Here is a 15,885-nt window from a genome sequence, read left to right on the forward strand (position 1 = left end):
GTTATAGAATTAATGTAGATTGGCCGTATGATCAGGAATCGTCGCGTTTCGACCGAGAAAAATGAGTATTTTGTATGCAAAGAAGCTTTTTGGTCTCCCATGTGGAAAATAATTTGTTGTTTAAGCGCTATCCTCCTCGTCTGCCATGCCGGTTTCAGCCAATCGCATGGCTTAGGCTTTTCAAGTCATGAAGTAGTACCTGAAAAAAGAACCTCCCTTCACCTGACACCTGCAGAAGAGATCTGTTTACATAATGGCACCGAAATTTCGTTCGACCTGCAATTCAGGCCGAACATGGAGACCTATTTCGGTTATATCATGCGCGTGATCACCGGCAACCGCCAGAATATCGACGTGGTGTACAATCAAAGACTGGCCACCTTCAACTTTATCATCGGCGAAACATTTGCCGGCAGCGTGACCATAGACACCCTCCATTTATATGGCGGCTGGAGCAAGTTCAGCGTACGGTTTGATGAACCGCAACAGGAAGCCTCCTTCTATCTCAACGATAAATTCATCTGCAAAGGCAAGGTGAACCTCTATAAAAGCCCCTGCTGCCAGATTTTCTTTGGCACCAATAATTATGAAGGTTACCAGACACTGGACACACCACCCATGAGTGTTAAAGATATCCGCATCCTGGAAGACGGTAAGGTGAAGCATTACTTCCCCTTATCTGAAGTGAGAGGAACAGAGGCGGGAGACAGTGTAGGGAAAAGGATTGCCGTGATCAGGAACCCGGACTGGGTAAAACCACGGCACCAGAACTGGGTATCTGTTAAAACCGCTACTATCAGCGGAAGTCCCAGTGTAGCATTTGATAAACAACAGGAGGTATTATATATCGTATCCAAAGATTCCCTCTTCCGTTTTAGTTTCAAGGACCTTCGTTTTACCGGTGTATCGCTGGCCAAAGACCGCGGGGTTTTACCAGCAGGTAATCAATCTGTTTTTGACAAACGGCTGTATAACTTCTATATAGATCAGCAGAAAGTAAGTACTTATGATACGGCTACACGCACCTGGGACCAGAACTTTGCGACAGGAGAACTCACGGAATACTGGCAGGCCAATAAATTCTATTCTGCTGTAGACACCGCTATTTATATAATAGGCGGATATGGCCAGTTGCAATACAAGAAAAAAGTACAGCGTTATCATATCCCAACCCGGCAATGGGATACCATCGCCGTACAGGGAGATACCTTCATGCCCCGTTACCTGGCAGCTGTAGGTACAAACGCCGCCACAGATACTGCTTACATTATGGGCGGATATGGCAGCAATACCGGAGACCAGGCCATTAACCCAAAGTATAATTACGACCTGATGGCTTACAGCATCCGCAACAGGTCCTTTACACATATCTATCATTTGCCGGAACCTGCCAGCCAGTTCTGCTTTGCCAATAGCCTGATCATTGATCCGGGCAGCCGTGATTTTTATACATTGATCTATCCTACAGATAAATTCAATTCCAAATTGCAGCTTATCAAAGGATCGCTGGAAACGCCTTCCTACCAGTTGATGGGAGATACCATTCCTTATTCTTTTTACGATATCCGTTCTTATGCAGATCTGTATTATTGCCCCATGAGCAAAAAGCTGGTGACAGTAACACTTTATCATGAGAAAGATGACATCACCAGTGTAAAGATCTATACGCTGGACTTCCCGCCAAACCCGGTGGTGGCAGAACCTGCGCCTGCCGGCAAACGGCGTTTTGGTTTCTGGATGTACATTGCCGGCGGCATGGTGATCCTCCTGGTGGCCTTCAGTTTCCGCCGTAAAAAGAAAACAGCCGCGCCTGCTGAACGGGCAGTACTATTGCCCGATGAAGAAGCGCCGGAAGCAGAACCGGAGTTGTCCACCATTTATCTTTTCGGGCAGTTTGAAGTATTTGATAAAAGCGGGAACGACATCACGAAACAGTTCACGCCTTTATTAAAGGAACTGTTCCTGCTGCTGCTCATCTATACTTATAAAGATGGCAAGGGTATTTCTTCAGAAGAACTATACGAAGCCCTGTGGAGTGATAAGTCCGCGAAAGATGCGCGGAACAACTACTCTGTGAACATTGTGAAACTAAAAGCGATCCTGGAAAAGATAGGCGACTGCCACATCGGGCGCGAGTCCGGCAAATGGAAGTTCGAGATCCTCCGGGATTCCATGAAGATAGATTACCAGCGTTATACAGAATGGATGGCGCATAAACCCGCGCTGCAGAAACCTGCCGTGAATGATCTTTTGCAGATCGTACATCGTGGTTCCTTCCTGAAAACCGTTCATTATGAATGGCTGGATGATATCAAAGCAGACATCTCCGGTCAGGTCACAGACCTGCTTCTGCAATACATCACCGTTACAGATCTGCAAAGCGAAGCAGAGTTCATCGTAAAGGTCACCAATGCCATCCTTCATTTTGATAATCTCAATGAAGAAGCCCTGGGGTATAAATGCCGCTGCCTCATTATCTCCGGCCGGCATAAAATGGCGAAGGATACCTATCTCAAATTCGCCAAAGAATACAAGGAAAGTTATGGCCAGGAGTTTGGCCGCAGTTTCACAGAAATAACTTTAGAAGCCTAAACCGCAGATCCCTCTTCATTTACAGCCCTTTTTTGCTAAAATGTTTACCTCACTGAGGCAAAAAATAATTTGCTTTGTTTGAACATTGTATATATGTTTGTACATAGTAGCAATAACTTAACACAACAAAACCTTAGAGTATCAACTGAAATCGCTACAATTCAACTATTTGATCATAGTTTAATTGTATGTACATGACTAGAAGCAATCCACGGAGGAAATCAATCATTTTATCTACACAACTAATCAAAATCAGTCACTTATGAAAAGTGCTTTACTCAGACGACTGCTCTGCATGCTATGTTTGCTGTTTGCCCTGGAAGGGTATGCACAGGATGTAGTGAAGGGAGTCGTTACGGACGCCGTTACGCAAACAAAGATCCCGGGCGTAGCGATCAGGGTTAAGAACAAGACCCTTGGCACTGTATCTGGTGCAAACGGAGAATTTACACTATCCTTAAATGCTGCCACAGATACCATCGTGACCAGCAGCATTGGTTACCTCACACAGGAAATTGCCGTAGCCGGCAGGAATGTGATCAACATCTCCATCCAGGCAGATCCCCATAAACTGGGAGAGCTGGTGGTGATAGGGTATACCACCGTTCGCCGGAAAGACCTCACCGGCGCCGTAGCTTCTATGGGCCCGGAACAATTGACCCGTATGCAAAGTAACAACGTGGTGAGCAGCCTCGTTGGGTTGGCCGGGGTAAGGGCTACAGGTTCTGATGCCGGCAGTATCCGCATCCGCGGTAACCGTTCTGTTGCAGCCAGCAACACACCACTGCTGATCGTAGACGGGATGCCTTATTATGGTTCCCTCAACACCATCGATCAAAATGATATTGCTTCCCTGGATGTACTCAAGGATGCTTCCTCTGCAGCCTTGTACGGATCAAGAGGTGCCAACGGTATCATCGTGATCACCACTAAAAAAGGCATCAAAGGAAAGAGCCGCATCTCTGTAGATTCTTATGCAGGGGTAGGCAAATATTACTGGGGTAATCTCCGCAATATGAATGCGGCAGAATACATCCAGTTTAAAAGAGATGCCAACAGGGCTGCAGGTATCTGGAACTCCACTGCAGATGATTCCAAGATCTTCTCTTCCGTGGAACTGGATAAACTGGGCGAGGTGGATAATAACTTTGCCAAAGATTATTACAACAAACTCGGCTTCCAGACCAATACTACGGTCACCTTTACTTCCGGAAGTGAAAGAGGCTCACAGAAGATCGCCTTCAACTACCTGAATAATAAAGCGCGGGGAGATAACATGTCTAAATACGACCGGTTCATTCTTTCCACAGATCATGATATGCAGATCCGCAGGAATATCCGCATCGGTTTATCCAGCCGCCTTTCTTATGAAAAGCAACAGCAGGAACCGGGCAGCTTTGGATACCGCCTGTTCCGTTTCATTCCTACAGTAGACCTGTATGATGAGAACGGTGAACTGATCGCTTTCCCTATCGGGGATTCATTGCTCAAAAATCCTTTCCTGGATGAGAACAGGGATGCATGGGATTCTCAATCTTCTGCCTACCAGGCTTTCATAAAAGCTTTCATTAGCATCGACCTGATGCCCGGCCTGAATTTCAGAACCAATGTTTCCATGGACCAGGTGTTCACAGATGCAGGATCTTATGTAGATAACCGTTCTGCTGTATTCGCAGAGGCATTGAACCAGGCTTCGGTGAGCAATGGTAAAAGCTCCCGTTATGCCATGAACAGTATCCTGAACTATAAGAAAACATTCGGTGATCATTCCATCGATGCATTTGGTGTGTTTGAATTACAGGAGAGCAGAAGTTTGAGTAACAGCGCTTCCGGCAGCGATCAGGCACTGGCGCAATACAAATGGTTTAACATCGATGCGTTAACGCAGAATAAAACGATGGCCAGTGAGTTTGTGCGTTCTCAGCAACTGTCTTATGTAGGCCGTGTACAGTATGGTTATAAAGACCGCTACATTCTTACCGGAACCATGCGTTATGATGGTGCATCACAACTGGCACCACGCAATCGCTGGGATTATTTTCCCTCCATTGCTGCTGCATGGAATATCAGTGAAGAACCTTTCTTCAACGTAAAACCAGTTTCCAATCTTAAAGTAAGGGCGAGTTATGGTTTAACTGGTAATAATGCTATCAGTCCGTATGCCACTTATGGCGCGGTATTGAGCCGTTACGTAGTCTTTGGCGGATCAACGGGAGATGTACCTTATCCTACATTGGAACCTGATCAGTTAGGGGTGGAAACCCTGAAATGGGAGAAAACAAAAATGCTGAACGTGGGTGTTGATTTCGGATTGTTCGAAGATCGTATCACCGGTAGTGTTGACTTCTATAAATCCAAAACATCAGACCTGCTGAACAGGCGTAAACTGCCCTATACCACAGGTTTTAATAACGTATGGGCCAACATAGGCAAATCACAGAACACCGGTATTGAGATCACCCTGAATGCAGTGGCCATAGATCAGAAAGATCTGCGCTGGAGCCTGGGCCTTAACTTCTATCATAACAAAGAAGAACTCACGGAACTCTATGATCCCCGTTTAACGAAAGATATCCAGAACGGCTGGTGGGTAGGTTACCCGGTGAATGGTGTTACGTTCGATTATGTAGCCGCGGGTATCTGGCAAACCAATGAAGCACATATTGCTGCTATCTACGGTCGGAAACCAGGTGAGATCAAAATAACAGACCTGGATGGCGATGGCGCTATTACAGGAAATGACCGTAAGATCATTGGTACAGAACGCCCTACATTGGGATCTTCCCTCACTACCACCCTCAACTTCCACAACTTTGACCTCATGCTGGATGTGTATTCTGAAATAGGCGCTTTAACACGCGATGACTGGAGTACTACCCGCTGGGCAGGGGACATGGGCCGTTTCAATGCTGCGAAGATAGATTACTGGACACCGGATAATCCTTCCAATAAATATCCGCAACCACTGGCCGGCAGAAGCTCGCTCGATTATATCTCTGCTATCGGTTATTACAAGAATGATTTTGTGCGCCTGCGTAACGTAACGCTGGGATACACTTTCACTAAACTGATCCCCACAGCAGAACGTGCCCGGATCTATGTATCTGCGGCAGAACCTTTACGCTACTGGCGTTATACGGCAGAGGGCGGACTGGCCGATAAGGAAGTGATTTATAATGTAGGTTTTAACCTGACTTTTTAAAACAGGAAGCATGAAAAAGTTATCACTATTATATGCATGTTTGTTTTTGTTATCATTTTCAGCATGCAAGAAATACCTGGATGAAGAATCTTATGGCGCTACAACGCAGGTATTCAAAACAGAAGAAGGCGCCATTACTTTGCTGAACTCTTTATATGACCGTTTGCGGTTGATGGGATATGGCAGTGGTAACCTGGGTTACATGACGGAGAGCGGAACAGACATCTGGTTACGCGGCGGCGGTAACGGCAACGTGCAGTTAACAGAATACCGTACGCTGGATGCACAATTCGGCCTGAACGGTAATATGTGGAACCACTATTACAAAGGTGTGTGGAATGCCAATTATTTCCTGGAGCAGGGGCAGAAGATCACCTGGAAATCAGAAGCTACAAAGAACCAAAAGATGGGAGAGGCCTTAACGTTAAAAGCGTATTTCCTTTTCTTCATCGTGAATACCTGGGGTGGTGTACACTTACCTAAAACAACAGATTATAACGAAGGTTTAATAGCTGCACGCAGTACAGAAGAAGAATTCTATACAGAAATACTGAAGTGCCTCAATGATGCAGTGACCATGGTAGCGCCAACCGCTACAGAAACCGGTCGTATTACCAAACCGGTAGTGGAAGCATTCCTTGCGCGTGTGCATTTATACCACAAGGATTGGGATAAGGTGATAGAATACAGCACCAATGTGATCAAGAATTATAACTACGCCCTCATCCCTCAATGGAAAGACCTTTGGAATGCAGGTCTGGACCGCAGCAAGGAATTCATATGGCAGGTGAACTGGGGGAAAGATAAAAGCTTTAACCAGGCAGGCGCTAACTTCTGGTTCCAGGCTTTTTCTCCTTTCATTGACCAGTTCCCCGGCATACAAACAGAATTGATCTGGACGGGTTATGGTGGTGTGCAAATGGTAGCATCCAAATTCTACCTGGGCCTTTTTAACCAGCAGGCAGATGCGCGCTGGAAAGATGGTTTCCAGACAGTATGGTATTATAACAAACCCACTAATAAACTGCCTTTGCAGGTAACACCTTATGTGGATACAGCCTTGTTCTTTGTGCCTTATGTATTCTCGGCAGCAGACAGGGCAAGGGCGGTGAACCGTTATACCGCGAAGGATGTGAATGATCTTTACAGTGCAAATGGCATCCCTAAAGACCCTAAAGTATTCATCGGTTTTAAAAAGTTTGATGATCATACCCGGCCGGGTGCGTTATCTACAGAGAACAGCGCGGAAGATTATTCCGTGATCCGCCTCGCAGATATTTACCTGATGCGGGCTGAAGCTTATATCATGAAAGGGCAGACAGGCCTTGCTGCAGACGATGTGAATGTGATCCGTGACCGTGCTACGATACCCGGTCATGAAATAGAAATGGATGTAGATGCTTCCATGATGACGGTGGATTTTATCCTCGATGAACGTGCCCGTGAACTGGGTGGTGAAATGATGCGCTGGTTTGACCTCAAGCGTACCAATACACTGATCACCAGGGTAAGGTCTTACAATCCGGAAGCCAGCGCTTACATCCAGCCATTCCATATGCTGCGCCCTGTGCCGCAGAGCCAGTTTGATGGTATGCCTGATCCTTCCACACTCGGCCAGAATGCGGGGTATGGTTTCTAATATCAAAACTTTCCAACATGAAAAAGATACTATTTATACTGCTTGTACTTTTCACCGCCTGTAAAAAGGATGAAACTCCTTCCGCCCTCAAGAATGACCTGGTGAGTATCATCGCGTCTACAAAAGAACTGATCGAAAAAACAGTAGAGGGAACGGAGTTGGGAATGACGGCCCCCGGCTCTAAAGTTACCCTGCAAACGCAGGTGGACTGGGCCAACTTCATCCTGCAAAACTCGGGTACAGATACAGCTTATTCCAATGCAAAGAAGAAACTGGAACTGGCTATTACTGCATTCAACAATAACAAAGTAAAAGCCGGTGTGCCTAAATTTGCGAACGGCGCTTACTTTGACCTGGGCACATTGAAAACGCTGGTGCCGGATGTGAAGTCCTTCACCATTGAATGTAAGGTGAAACTCACAGACCTCAATACAGACGGTACCGCCAGCCTGGGCAGTTTTATTACCTGTGATGATGGAACAACAGGCATCCTGATGCGCTATACCAAAGCAGGTAAAGTAGAATGTTACGTGAACGGTGGTTCCTGGTTTGGCGCGGGTACAGCTAATAACGCGGTACAGGTGAACGTATGGCACCATATTTCATTTACCTTTAATGGTACCACTATCAAAGTATATATAGACGGTGTGGAAGCTGCTACGGCTACTTCCGGCACAGTGATCACACCAAAAACAGTGGAAACCTCACCCTTTTTTATGGGCATGTCCCGCAACTTCCAGTTTAGTTCAGGAGATCAGCGGGCCATGCATGGAAACATAAAGGATGTACGTTTCTGGAAAGTACCTTTAACCGCCGCAGAGGTCCTTAATAACAAGGATAAGGTATTGACAGGAACAGAAACAGGCATCGTGGCATATTGGCCTTTTGACCTGAACCTTGGGTTAACGGTGAAAGATAAGACAGGCAATTTTTCAGCAGCAGGTACGAACGTTACCTGGGAATAAAAGAGAATAACTATGAGTAAGAAAAGTTTGTTGTTGCTGGCAGGCATTTGTTGTTTTACAATAGCAGCTGCACAGAACGTGTATACAGGCATTGAACTGCAACCTACGGTAGCTTATTTAAAAAATGGCAACCGGATGGTGCGCCTGCTCTTTCATGGTGGCAACAGTTATGCAAAAGCAACGGTGCGGATGGATTTTAACGGACTGAAGGACAGTGTGCTGATACCAGCCAGTGAAAAAGGAATAGCAGTATTTGAACTGCCTTTGCCTGGTGGGCCGGTAAACAGGGAAACACAATTGTCCGTACAGGTAACAACTGATGGCAGAACTTATAACGGCCGCTGCATGGTAGCGCCCACACAAAAATGGAAAGTATACCTGCTGCCGCATTCGCATGTGGACATTGGTTATACCAATGTGCAGGCGAAGGTGATGAAGATCCACCTGGATAATATTGATGAAGCCATCAAGATCGCAAAGAAAACGGAGCAGTATCCGGAAGGCGCGCGTTTCAAATGGAATACAGAAGCTTTCTGGGTAGTGGACCATTACCTGGCGGGTGCAGATGAAGCAAAGAAGAAAGCGTTCTGGGAAGCCGTGAAGAAAGGCTGGATCAATATTGACGGGGCATATGCCAATATCAATACCAGTATCACAGATTCCCGCCAATTGATGCAGATGTTCCATTCAGCCGTGAAAACCGCAAAAGAGCATGGTGTGGAAATTCATACCATGTTCCAGGGAGATGTACCCGGTGCTTCATGGGGTTTATCCAGCCAGGCAGATATCACCGGTATAAAGTATTTCTGGGGCGCACCCAATGCCGGAGACCGCATCGGTAATTCCTATAAGTGGCGGGACAGGCCTTTCTACTGGTTATCGCCCGGAGGGCAGAAATTGCTTTACTGGCAAAGTTCTCCTTACTCTATCGGGTATTCCCTGAAAGGCAACAAGATCCCTAACTTCTTTACCGTGGAAGATCCTTTGCCTTTCTATACCGGCAAACCTTCTGAGAACTTCCTTAATCCATTCCTCTTTAATTACCTGGGAGAGCTGGATCAGAAATTATTCCCTTACAACATGACCATCCTCACCTGGGCTATGAGTGATAATGCACCCATTGATCCGGAGTTGCCGGATGCCGTGAAGGAATGGAATGAACGATATTCTTCCCCGCAGCTGGTGATCACTTCCACGAAAGATTTCTTTCATGATTTTGAGAAAGCGTATGGCGATAAAGTACCTGTAGTATCCGGTGACTATACAGAATACTGGACGGATGGTATTGCTTCCGCAGCAAGGGAAACGGGCATCAACCGTAACAACTCAGACAGGTTGCTGCAGGCAGAAGCGATCTGGGCATTGCGTAATAAAAAAGCATTCCCTGCAAGCGATTTTGATACGGCCTGGAACAATGTGCTCATGTTCAATGAGCATACCTGGGGCGCGCATAACAGCGTATCTAATCCTGAGGATCCCAAAGCCATTGCGCAATGGAGTTACAAACAGGGATTTGCACTCACCGGCCTGGCGCAATCAAAGGACCTGCTGGCAAAAGCAGCCGCTTCAGACGCCGTTGCTAATGGCATAGATGTATATAATACATTAGGACAGGAGCGTACAGATGTTGTGTTGATCCCTGCGGAACAAAGTAAAGCAGGAGACCTTGTAAAAGATGTGAACGGCAAGAGTGTTCCTTCCCAGCGTTTAAGCACAGGAGAACTGGCGGCGCTGGTAAAGATCGCTGCGTTTTCTAAACAACGTTTTACCATTCATAGCGGCAAGGCTTATGTGGGAGAACGTGCTACAGTGAGCGCCACTACTTTACAGAATAAATTCTACTCGATAAAGCTGGATGAGAAAACCGGCCACATCATCAGCCTGGAAAAAGCAGGACGTAACCTTGCAGATTCCGGTGGATTGAACCAATATACTTACCTGCCGGATGCAGCGAAAGAGAAGATCCAGTTTGCCGGCCCGGCAAAGATCACGATCAAAGAGAAGGGACCATTGGTGGTAAGCCTTGAAGCAGTTTCCGACGCACCCGGCGCTAATGCGCTGAGCCGGGAAGTGAGGCTGACAGCAGGAGTGGACCGTGTGGAGATCATCAACACACTGGATAAAAAAGCAGTACCTGCAAAAGAAGGGGTGGATTTCGCATTTCCTTTCAAGGTACCTGGCGCGCAGGTGCGGTATAATATTCCATGGGGCAGTATCGCGGCAGAAGAAGATCAGTTGCAAAATGCTAATCGGAACTGGTATTCCGTACAACGTTGGGTAGATGTATCGAATAAAGAGTTTGGCGTTACCTGGTCCAGCCTGGATGCACCATTGTTTGAGATCGGTACACAAACGAGTGCAGGATTGCTGGGCGGTTTAACCCGTTCCCCCAAATGGATCAGTTACATGGAGCAAAGTCCGGCTATCTATTCCTGGGTAATGAACAATCTCTGGCATACCAATTTCCGGAGAGACCAGGAAGGGGTGACTGTTTTCCGTTATTCCCTGCAGGTGCATGATGCGTATGATGTAGCCGCTGCTAATCAGCGTGGTTTAAGTAATCATCGTCCCCTGGTGGCAACACCGGCAGCAGGCCCTGTGGTTGAATCACTTTTCTTTTCCATTGATGGCAAAGCCGTGTATGTGGAAAGCATTAAACCTGCAGCAGATGGGAAAGGTGTAATGGTGCAACTGGTGAATACACAGGAACAGCCTGCCGTGGTAACCTTAAAAGGAAAAACAGCGGCGATCAATATTTGGTCAAGTAATATGCTGGAAGAATATAACAAGAAACTGGAAGATCGTGTTGAATTACCGGGCAAGGGTGTCATCATGATACGTGTAGAAACTAAATAAGAAAAATGTCGAACATTAAGGAGGAAAACAGGCGGGTTGCTGTGCAGCCGCTTTTACCGGTGCAATTGAACGGGAGTTTAACAGGCGCATACGATATCTACCCCAGGCACACACTGGGGAAAGGGAAGGTGCATGCAGATTACGAAGGATTAGTGGAATGGATGCTCCTGCAAAAGGAGGTATGTATAGATGGTTATACTGGGATCTTGTGGGATGAGTTATACGAAACTTTACAGTTGGCATTTAACCGCAGAGGCGTTTCCGTGGTGTGGCATTTTGCAAAAGATGCGATGAAGGAGGAAGAAGAGATCAATGCGATGATAGCGCCTTTCTTAGGAGAGGAGGGGAGTGTTTGGGGAACGCGCACCCATCTGCGGCTGAAGGATTTTTTTAAACTGAAGGAACATACTGTTACAAGTGCCTTACATATCATTATAGGCACCGGCGCAGCACTGTTAAATGAAAAAGCCCCGGTGATCTACCTGGACCTTCCCAAGAATGAATTACAATACCGCATGCGTGCAGGCGTAAATGCGAACCTGGGCAGCAGCTCAAGTGAAGCTTTTGCAGACATGTACAAGCAGGCATACTTTGTGGATTGGGTGATCCTGAATGCGCACAAACAATCTTTGCTGCCACGCATCCGGATCTTTGCGGATACACAGCGCGGGGAATCCATAACATGGGCGATGGCGGAAGACCTGCTGGAGGGGATAGACAATGTCTGCAGGGATACTTTCCGCGTTCGCCCATGGTTTGAACCCGGCGCCTGGGGAGGGCAATGGATGAAAGAAAAGATCCCCGGCCTCTCGCAGGAAGCAGTGAACTTTGCCTGGTCTTTCGAAATGATCGTGCCGGAGAACGGCGTAGTATTTGAAAGCGATGGATACCTGCTGGAAATGCCTTTTGAATGGCTGATGTTCCTGCAGCATAAAGCCATCCTTGGCAAACATGCATCCATCTTCCGGTATGATTTCCCTATCCGTTTTGATTTCCTGGATACTTTCGATGGCGGAAATCTTTCCATTCAATGTCATCCTTCCTTATCTTACATCCGGGAACACTTTGGCGAAACCATTACACAGGACGAAACCTATTACATCCTGGATTGTAAAGATGATGCGAAAGTATACCTCGGATTCCATGAAAATATTGATCCTGCTGCCTTCCGGGCAGACCTGGATAACAGTGTGAAGTTCTCTCAACCGGTGAACATCAGGCAATATGTGCAGGCCTTTAAAGCCAGCAAACATGCCCTGTTCCTGATACCTAACGGCACCGTACACAGTGCCGGTGCAAACAACCTGGTATTGGAGATCAGCGCCACGCCGTACATCTTTACATTTAAAATGTACGACTGGCTGCGGCTGGGTCTGGACGGAGAACCAAGGGCCATCAATATTGAACATGCATTCCGTAACCTGCAATTCAGCAGGCAGGGCGCTGCAGTGGAGAAAGAACTGATCTCCGTACCGGCTTTGCTGGAAGAGGGAAAAGACTGGCAACTGATCCATCTGCCTACACACCGGGAACATTTTTATGATGTGCAGCGCATTGAACTGGATACCACGGTTAGTTTTGAAACAGCACAAACCTGTTTAGTGATGATGCTGGTGGAAGGAACTTCCATCTCCATCAAAACAGCAACAGGTGCAGAAAAGGTATATCACTATGCAGAAACATTTGTGATACCGGCAGACGCTGCAACGTATACCATCACTAACCTCGGCAAAGGCCGCGCGAAAGTGATCAAAGCATTTCTGAAAGAAGAACATCCTGTTTTTAGTAATATCATGTATGAATAGATCCTTCCTCGTTATGACCACGATGGTAGCCTCCCTTGGAGGTTTCCTGTTTGGGTTCGACATGGCCGTGGTGTCCGGCATTTTACCTTTCGTGCGGGTGCAGTTTGGTTTGTCTGCTTTGCAGGAAGGGTGGTTTGTATCATCCGCACTGGCAGGCTGTATCCTGGGCGTGATCTTTTCCAGCGACCTGAGCGACAGGCTGGGCCGGAAGAAATTACTGTTCATTGCCGCCGCTTTATTCCTGCTGGCAGCCATTGGTTGTGCTTTGTTTGCGGACCTTTCCTGGCTCATTACCGCCCGTATCCTGGGAGGTGTGGCCGTAGGGATCGCTTCCACCGTAGTGCCTTTATACTTATCTGAAATAGCGCCGGATGATAAAAGAGGAAGGCTGGTTACCTATTACCAGCTGGCAGTGACCATTGGGATATTAGTAGCTTATCTCAGCAATGCCATGTTGCTCAACTATGCACAAGTACATGCACAAAGCGCCACGGGCAGTTTGATGGAATGGTTATTTGTGAAAGAGGCATGGCGCGGCATGTTTGGTGTGGGCGTGATACCTGCAGTATTATTCCTGATAGGATTAACACAGGTGCCAGAAAGCCCGCGCTGGTTGCTGAGAGAAAAACAAACCAGCGGCAACTACAAAGCACTATTTGCGCCGGACATAAAAAGGGCCATGCTGATAGGTATCCTGTTGCCACTCTTCTCACAGTTCAGCGGCATCAATGCTATCATTTATTACGGCCCCAGCATCCTGCATGATGCAGGTATTACGTTGAGTAATTCTTTCATCAGCCAGATCATCTTTGGTGCAGCCAATGTATTCTTCACCATTTTCGCGATATGGAAAGTAGACAGCCTGGGCAGGCGGCCATTGTATCTCTGGGGTACTGCGGGTGCAGCTGTGAGCCTGGCTTTAACAGGCATCTGTTTCTTTACGGGCGCTACCGGTTTACCGTTATTGCTTTGCGTGATGAGCTTCCTGGCTTTCTTTGCCTTCTCAATAGGACCGTTGAAATTTGTGATAGCCGCAGAGATCTTTCCTGATCATATCAGGGCAAGGGCATTGTCTGTAAGCATTATGGTGATGTGGCTGGCAGATACGCTGGTAGGGCAGATCACGCCCTTGCTGCTGCATGCTTTTGGTACAGCGCAAACCTTCTGGTTCTTTGCTGCTTTCTGCGTGCTGGCATTCATCACGGTATATAAATTATTACCGGAAACAAAAGGACAATCTTTCGAAGAGATACAAAGAACAATCAGGCATATATGAGCGTATTGGGTGTAGATATAGGTGGTTCACATATTACCACAGCGTTGATAGATCTGCAAAGCCGGAGTTTAGTGCCCGGTACTTATCACCGGGAACGGGTGAATGGGAAAGGCACTGCAGCAGAGATCATCAGCAGCTGGAGTGCAGTGATGCAGCAAAGCATGCAGGGTACACACAAAGTAGGTATTGCCATGCCGGGGCCGTTTGATTATGCCGCAGGTATTTCTTTGATACAGGGATTGGATAAATATGACGCGTTGTATGGTTTGCCGGTGAAAGCCCTGTTGGCAGAAGCGTTAGGCATACAGCCGGAAGATATCATCATGAACAATGATGCCGCCTGTTTCCTGCAGGGAGAACTTTTCAATGGTGCCGCAAAAGGGCAGCGCAATGTGTTAGGGCTTACACTGGGTACAGGTTTTGGTTCTGCTGTGGCCACAGAGGGGCATGCGGAGGATGCATCTTTCTGGTGCCGTCCATTCCTGGCATCAAGGGCAGAAGATTATTTCAGTACAAGATGGTTTATAACGCGGTATGAAGCATTGAGCGGTATGAAAGAAGAAAATGTAAAGAACATTGCAGCGCTGGCAGATACATCCGCAGCGGCGGCAGCCGTGTTCCGTGAATTCAGTGCTAATCTTTTGATGTTCCTTCAGACCATAACACCGCAGCCATCCATGATCGTGCTGGGTGGCAATATATCCCATGCACATGCGCTTTTCCTGAAAAGCCTGCAGTTGGAAGGTACACAGATCGTTTTATCAGAACTGGGGGAGAAAGCAGCACTGCTGGGTGCTGCGAGTTACTGGGGTTAACGCCTGCTTTCTACAGCATACACAAAACTGTCTGCCCGGTAGTAACCAAGATTATATTCAATCGGGCGTTCTCCCTGGTCAAATACATACCGTTTGCGGAAGAGGATAGGATTGCCATTATCTACGTTGAGCTTGGAAGCAATGAAAGTATCTGCAGCAGTAGCGCTGATCTCTTCTTTGGATAAAGTGGCAATCACAGAATGATCTTTTTCAAAGATCTCATAGAGCGGGCGCCTGAAATCTTCTTCGCCGGTTAAGCCAACACGGGGATGAAAGTAAGAGATGAAATAAACGAAGGGCCATTCAGGTTTACCCCTGAGCCTTTCCAGTTTCAGGATCTTTTTATCCGTTCCTATTTCGAAGAAGTTGGCAATCTTTTCATCCGGGTAAACCCAGGTAAGATGCATTTCATAATCTTTGATCACAATGCCGCGTGCTTTCATTTCCTGGGAAAAGCTCAGCCAGTTCATGGATTTGGAACTAACTGCCATTTCTGCCACTTTAGTGCCTACGCCTTTTTTCCTGATCAGAAGGCCCTCGTACACGAGTTTGTTGAGCGCCATCCGGAGGGTGGACCTTGAAATGGCCAGTTGCTTGGAGAGATCTACTTCATTGGGTAACATTTTCCCGTTCTGATATTCCTCTTCCACTATCAGTTTGCGCAACAACTCTTCTGCCTGGATGTGTAGCGGGGTATGGCTATTGTGATTGATCTTCAATTTCATGACGCTGTAT

9 protein-coding genes are annotated in these 15,885 nt (G+C 47.0%); 8 read left to right on the top strand and 1 reads right to left on the bottom strand.

Going from position 1 to position 15,885, the window contains the following annotated elements:
- The first annotated feature begins 99 nt into the window (after nucleotides 1–99).
- The 8 genes from GFS24_RS02130 to GFS24_RS02165 all read left to right on the top strand — a co-directional run bounded on the left by GFS24_RS02130 (nucleotide 100) and on the right by GFS24_RS02165 (nucleotide 15,150).
- Nucleotides 100–2,592, top strand: a complete 2,493-nt coding sequence (locus GFS24_RS02130) for a kelch repeat-containing protein (RefSeq protein WP_173002942.1) — start codon at nucleotides 100–102, stop codon at nucleotides 2,590–2,592.
- 262 nt (nucleotides 2,593–2,854) lie between these two features.
- Nucleotides 2,855–5,794 (top strand): SusC/RagA family TonB-linked outer membrane protein, encoded by a 2,940-nt coding sequence (locus GFS24_RS02135; RefSeq protein WP_153657924.1) that lies wholly within the window; start codon nucleotides 2,855–2,857, stop codon nucleotides 5,792–5,794.
- A gap of 10 nt (nucleotides 5,795–5,804) precedes the next feature.
- Nucleotides 5,805–7,433 carry a RagB/SusD family nutrient uptake outer membrane protein gene (locus GFS24_RS02140; RefSeq protein WP_153657925.1) on the top strand — a complete coding sequence of 543 codons (1,629 nt, stop codon included), beginning with the start codon at nucleotides 5,805–5,807 and terminating at the stop codon, nucleotides 7,431–7,433.
- 17 nt (nucleotides 7,434–7,450) lie between these two features.
- On the top strand, nucleotides 7,451–8,398 hold the full coding sequence (locus GFS24_RS02145; RefSeq protein WP_153657926.1) for a LamG domain-containing protein: 948 nt from the start codon (nucleotides 7,451–7,453) through the stop codon (nucleotides 8,396–8,398).
- 12 nt (nucleotides 8,399–8,410) lie between these two features.
- A complete protein-coding gene (locus GFS24_RS02150; protein WP_153657927.1) occupies nucleotides 8,411–11,254 on the top strand; it encodes a glycoside hydrolase family 38 C-terminal domain-containing protein in 2,844 nt (947 codons plus the stop codon).
- A 5-nt stretch (nucleotides 11,255–11,259) separates the two neighbouring features.
- Nucleotides 11,260–13,059 carry a class I mannose-6-phosphate isomerase gene (locus GFS24_RS02155; RefSeq protein WP_153657928.1) on the top strand — a complete coding sequence of 600 codons (1,800 nt, stop codon included), beginning with the start codon at nucleotides 11,260–11,262 and terminating at the stop codon, nucleotides 13,057–13,059.
- Complete coding sequence (locus GFS24_RS02160) at nucleotides 13,052–14,335, top strand: MFS transporter (RefSeq protein WP_153657929.1); 1,284 nt, start codon at nucleotides 13,052–13,054, stop codon at nucleotides 14,333–14,335. The genes GFS24_RS02155 and GFS24_RS02160 overlap by 8 nt, the downstream gene beginning before the upstream one ends.
- The gene (locus tag GFS24_RS02165; RefSeq protein ID WP_153657930.1) at nucleotides 14,332–15,150 is read left to right on the top strand and encodes an ROK family protein; all 819 of its coding nucleotides are present in this window, start codon (nucleotides 14,332–14,334) and stop codon (nucleotides 15,148–15,150) included. The genes GFS24_RS02160 and GFS24_RS02165 overlap by 4 nt, the downstream gene beginning before the upstream one ends.
- Here GFS24_RS02165 and GFS24_RS02170 read toward each other — a convergent pair.
- A complete protein-coding gene (locus GFS24_RS02170) occupies nucleotides 15,147–15,875 on the bottom strand; it encodes a GntR family transcriptional regulator (protein WP_153657931.1) in 729 nt (242 codons plus the stop codon). The two genes, GFS24_RS02165 and GFS24_RS02170, sit on opposite strands and share 4 nt — an antisense overlap.
- Nucleotides 15,876–15,885 lie beyond the last annotated feature (10 nt).

The sequence above is a fragment of the Chitinophaga sp. SYP-B3965 genome (assembly GCF_009647655.1).
Lineage (GTDB): Bacteria > Bacteroidota > Bacteroidia > Chitinophagales > Chitinophagaceae > Chitinophaga.

Excerpts from the sequence above, each read along its gene's own strand:
- GFS24_RS02130 (WP_173002942.1), top strand. The coding sequence starts at position 100 with ATGTGGAAAATAATTTGTTGTTTAAGCGCTATCCTCCTCGTCTGCCAT.
- GFS24_RS02135 (WP_153657924.1), top strand. The coding sequence starts at position 2,855 with ATGAAAAGTGCTTTACTCAGACGACTGCTCTGCATGCTATGTTTGCTG.
- GFS24_RS02140 (WP_153657925.1), top strand. The coding sequence starts at position 5,805 with ATGAAAAAGTTATCACTATTATATGCATGTTTGTTTTTGTTATCATTT.
- GFS24_RS02145 (WP_153657926.1), top strand. The coding sequence starts at position 7,451 with ATGAAAAAGATACTATTTATACTGCTTGTACTTTTCACCGCCTGTAAA.
- GFS24_RS02150 (WP_153657927.1), top strand. The coding sequence starts at position 8,411 with ATGAGTAAGAAAAGTTTGTTGTTGCTGGCAGGCATTTGTTGTTTTACA.
- GFS24_RS02155 (WP_153657928.1), top strand. The coding sequence starts at position 11,260 with ATGTCGAACATTAAGGAGGAAAACAGGCGGGTTGCTGTGCAGCCGCTT.
- GFS24_RS02160 (WP_153657929.1), top strand. The coding sequence starts at position 13,052 with ATGAATAGATCCTTCCTCGTTATGACCACGATGGTAGCCTCCCTTGGA.
- GFS24_RS02165 (WP_153657930.1), top strand. The coding sequence starts at position 14,332 with ATGAGCGTATTGGGTGTAGATATAGGTGGTTCACATATTACCACAGCG.
- GFS24_RS02170 (WP_153657931.1), bottom strand. The coding sequence starts at position 15,875 with ATGAAATTGAAGATCAATCACAATAGCCATACCCCGCTACACATCCAG.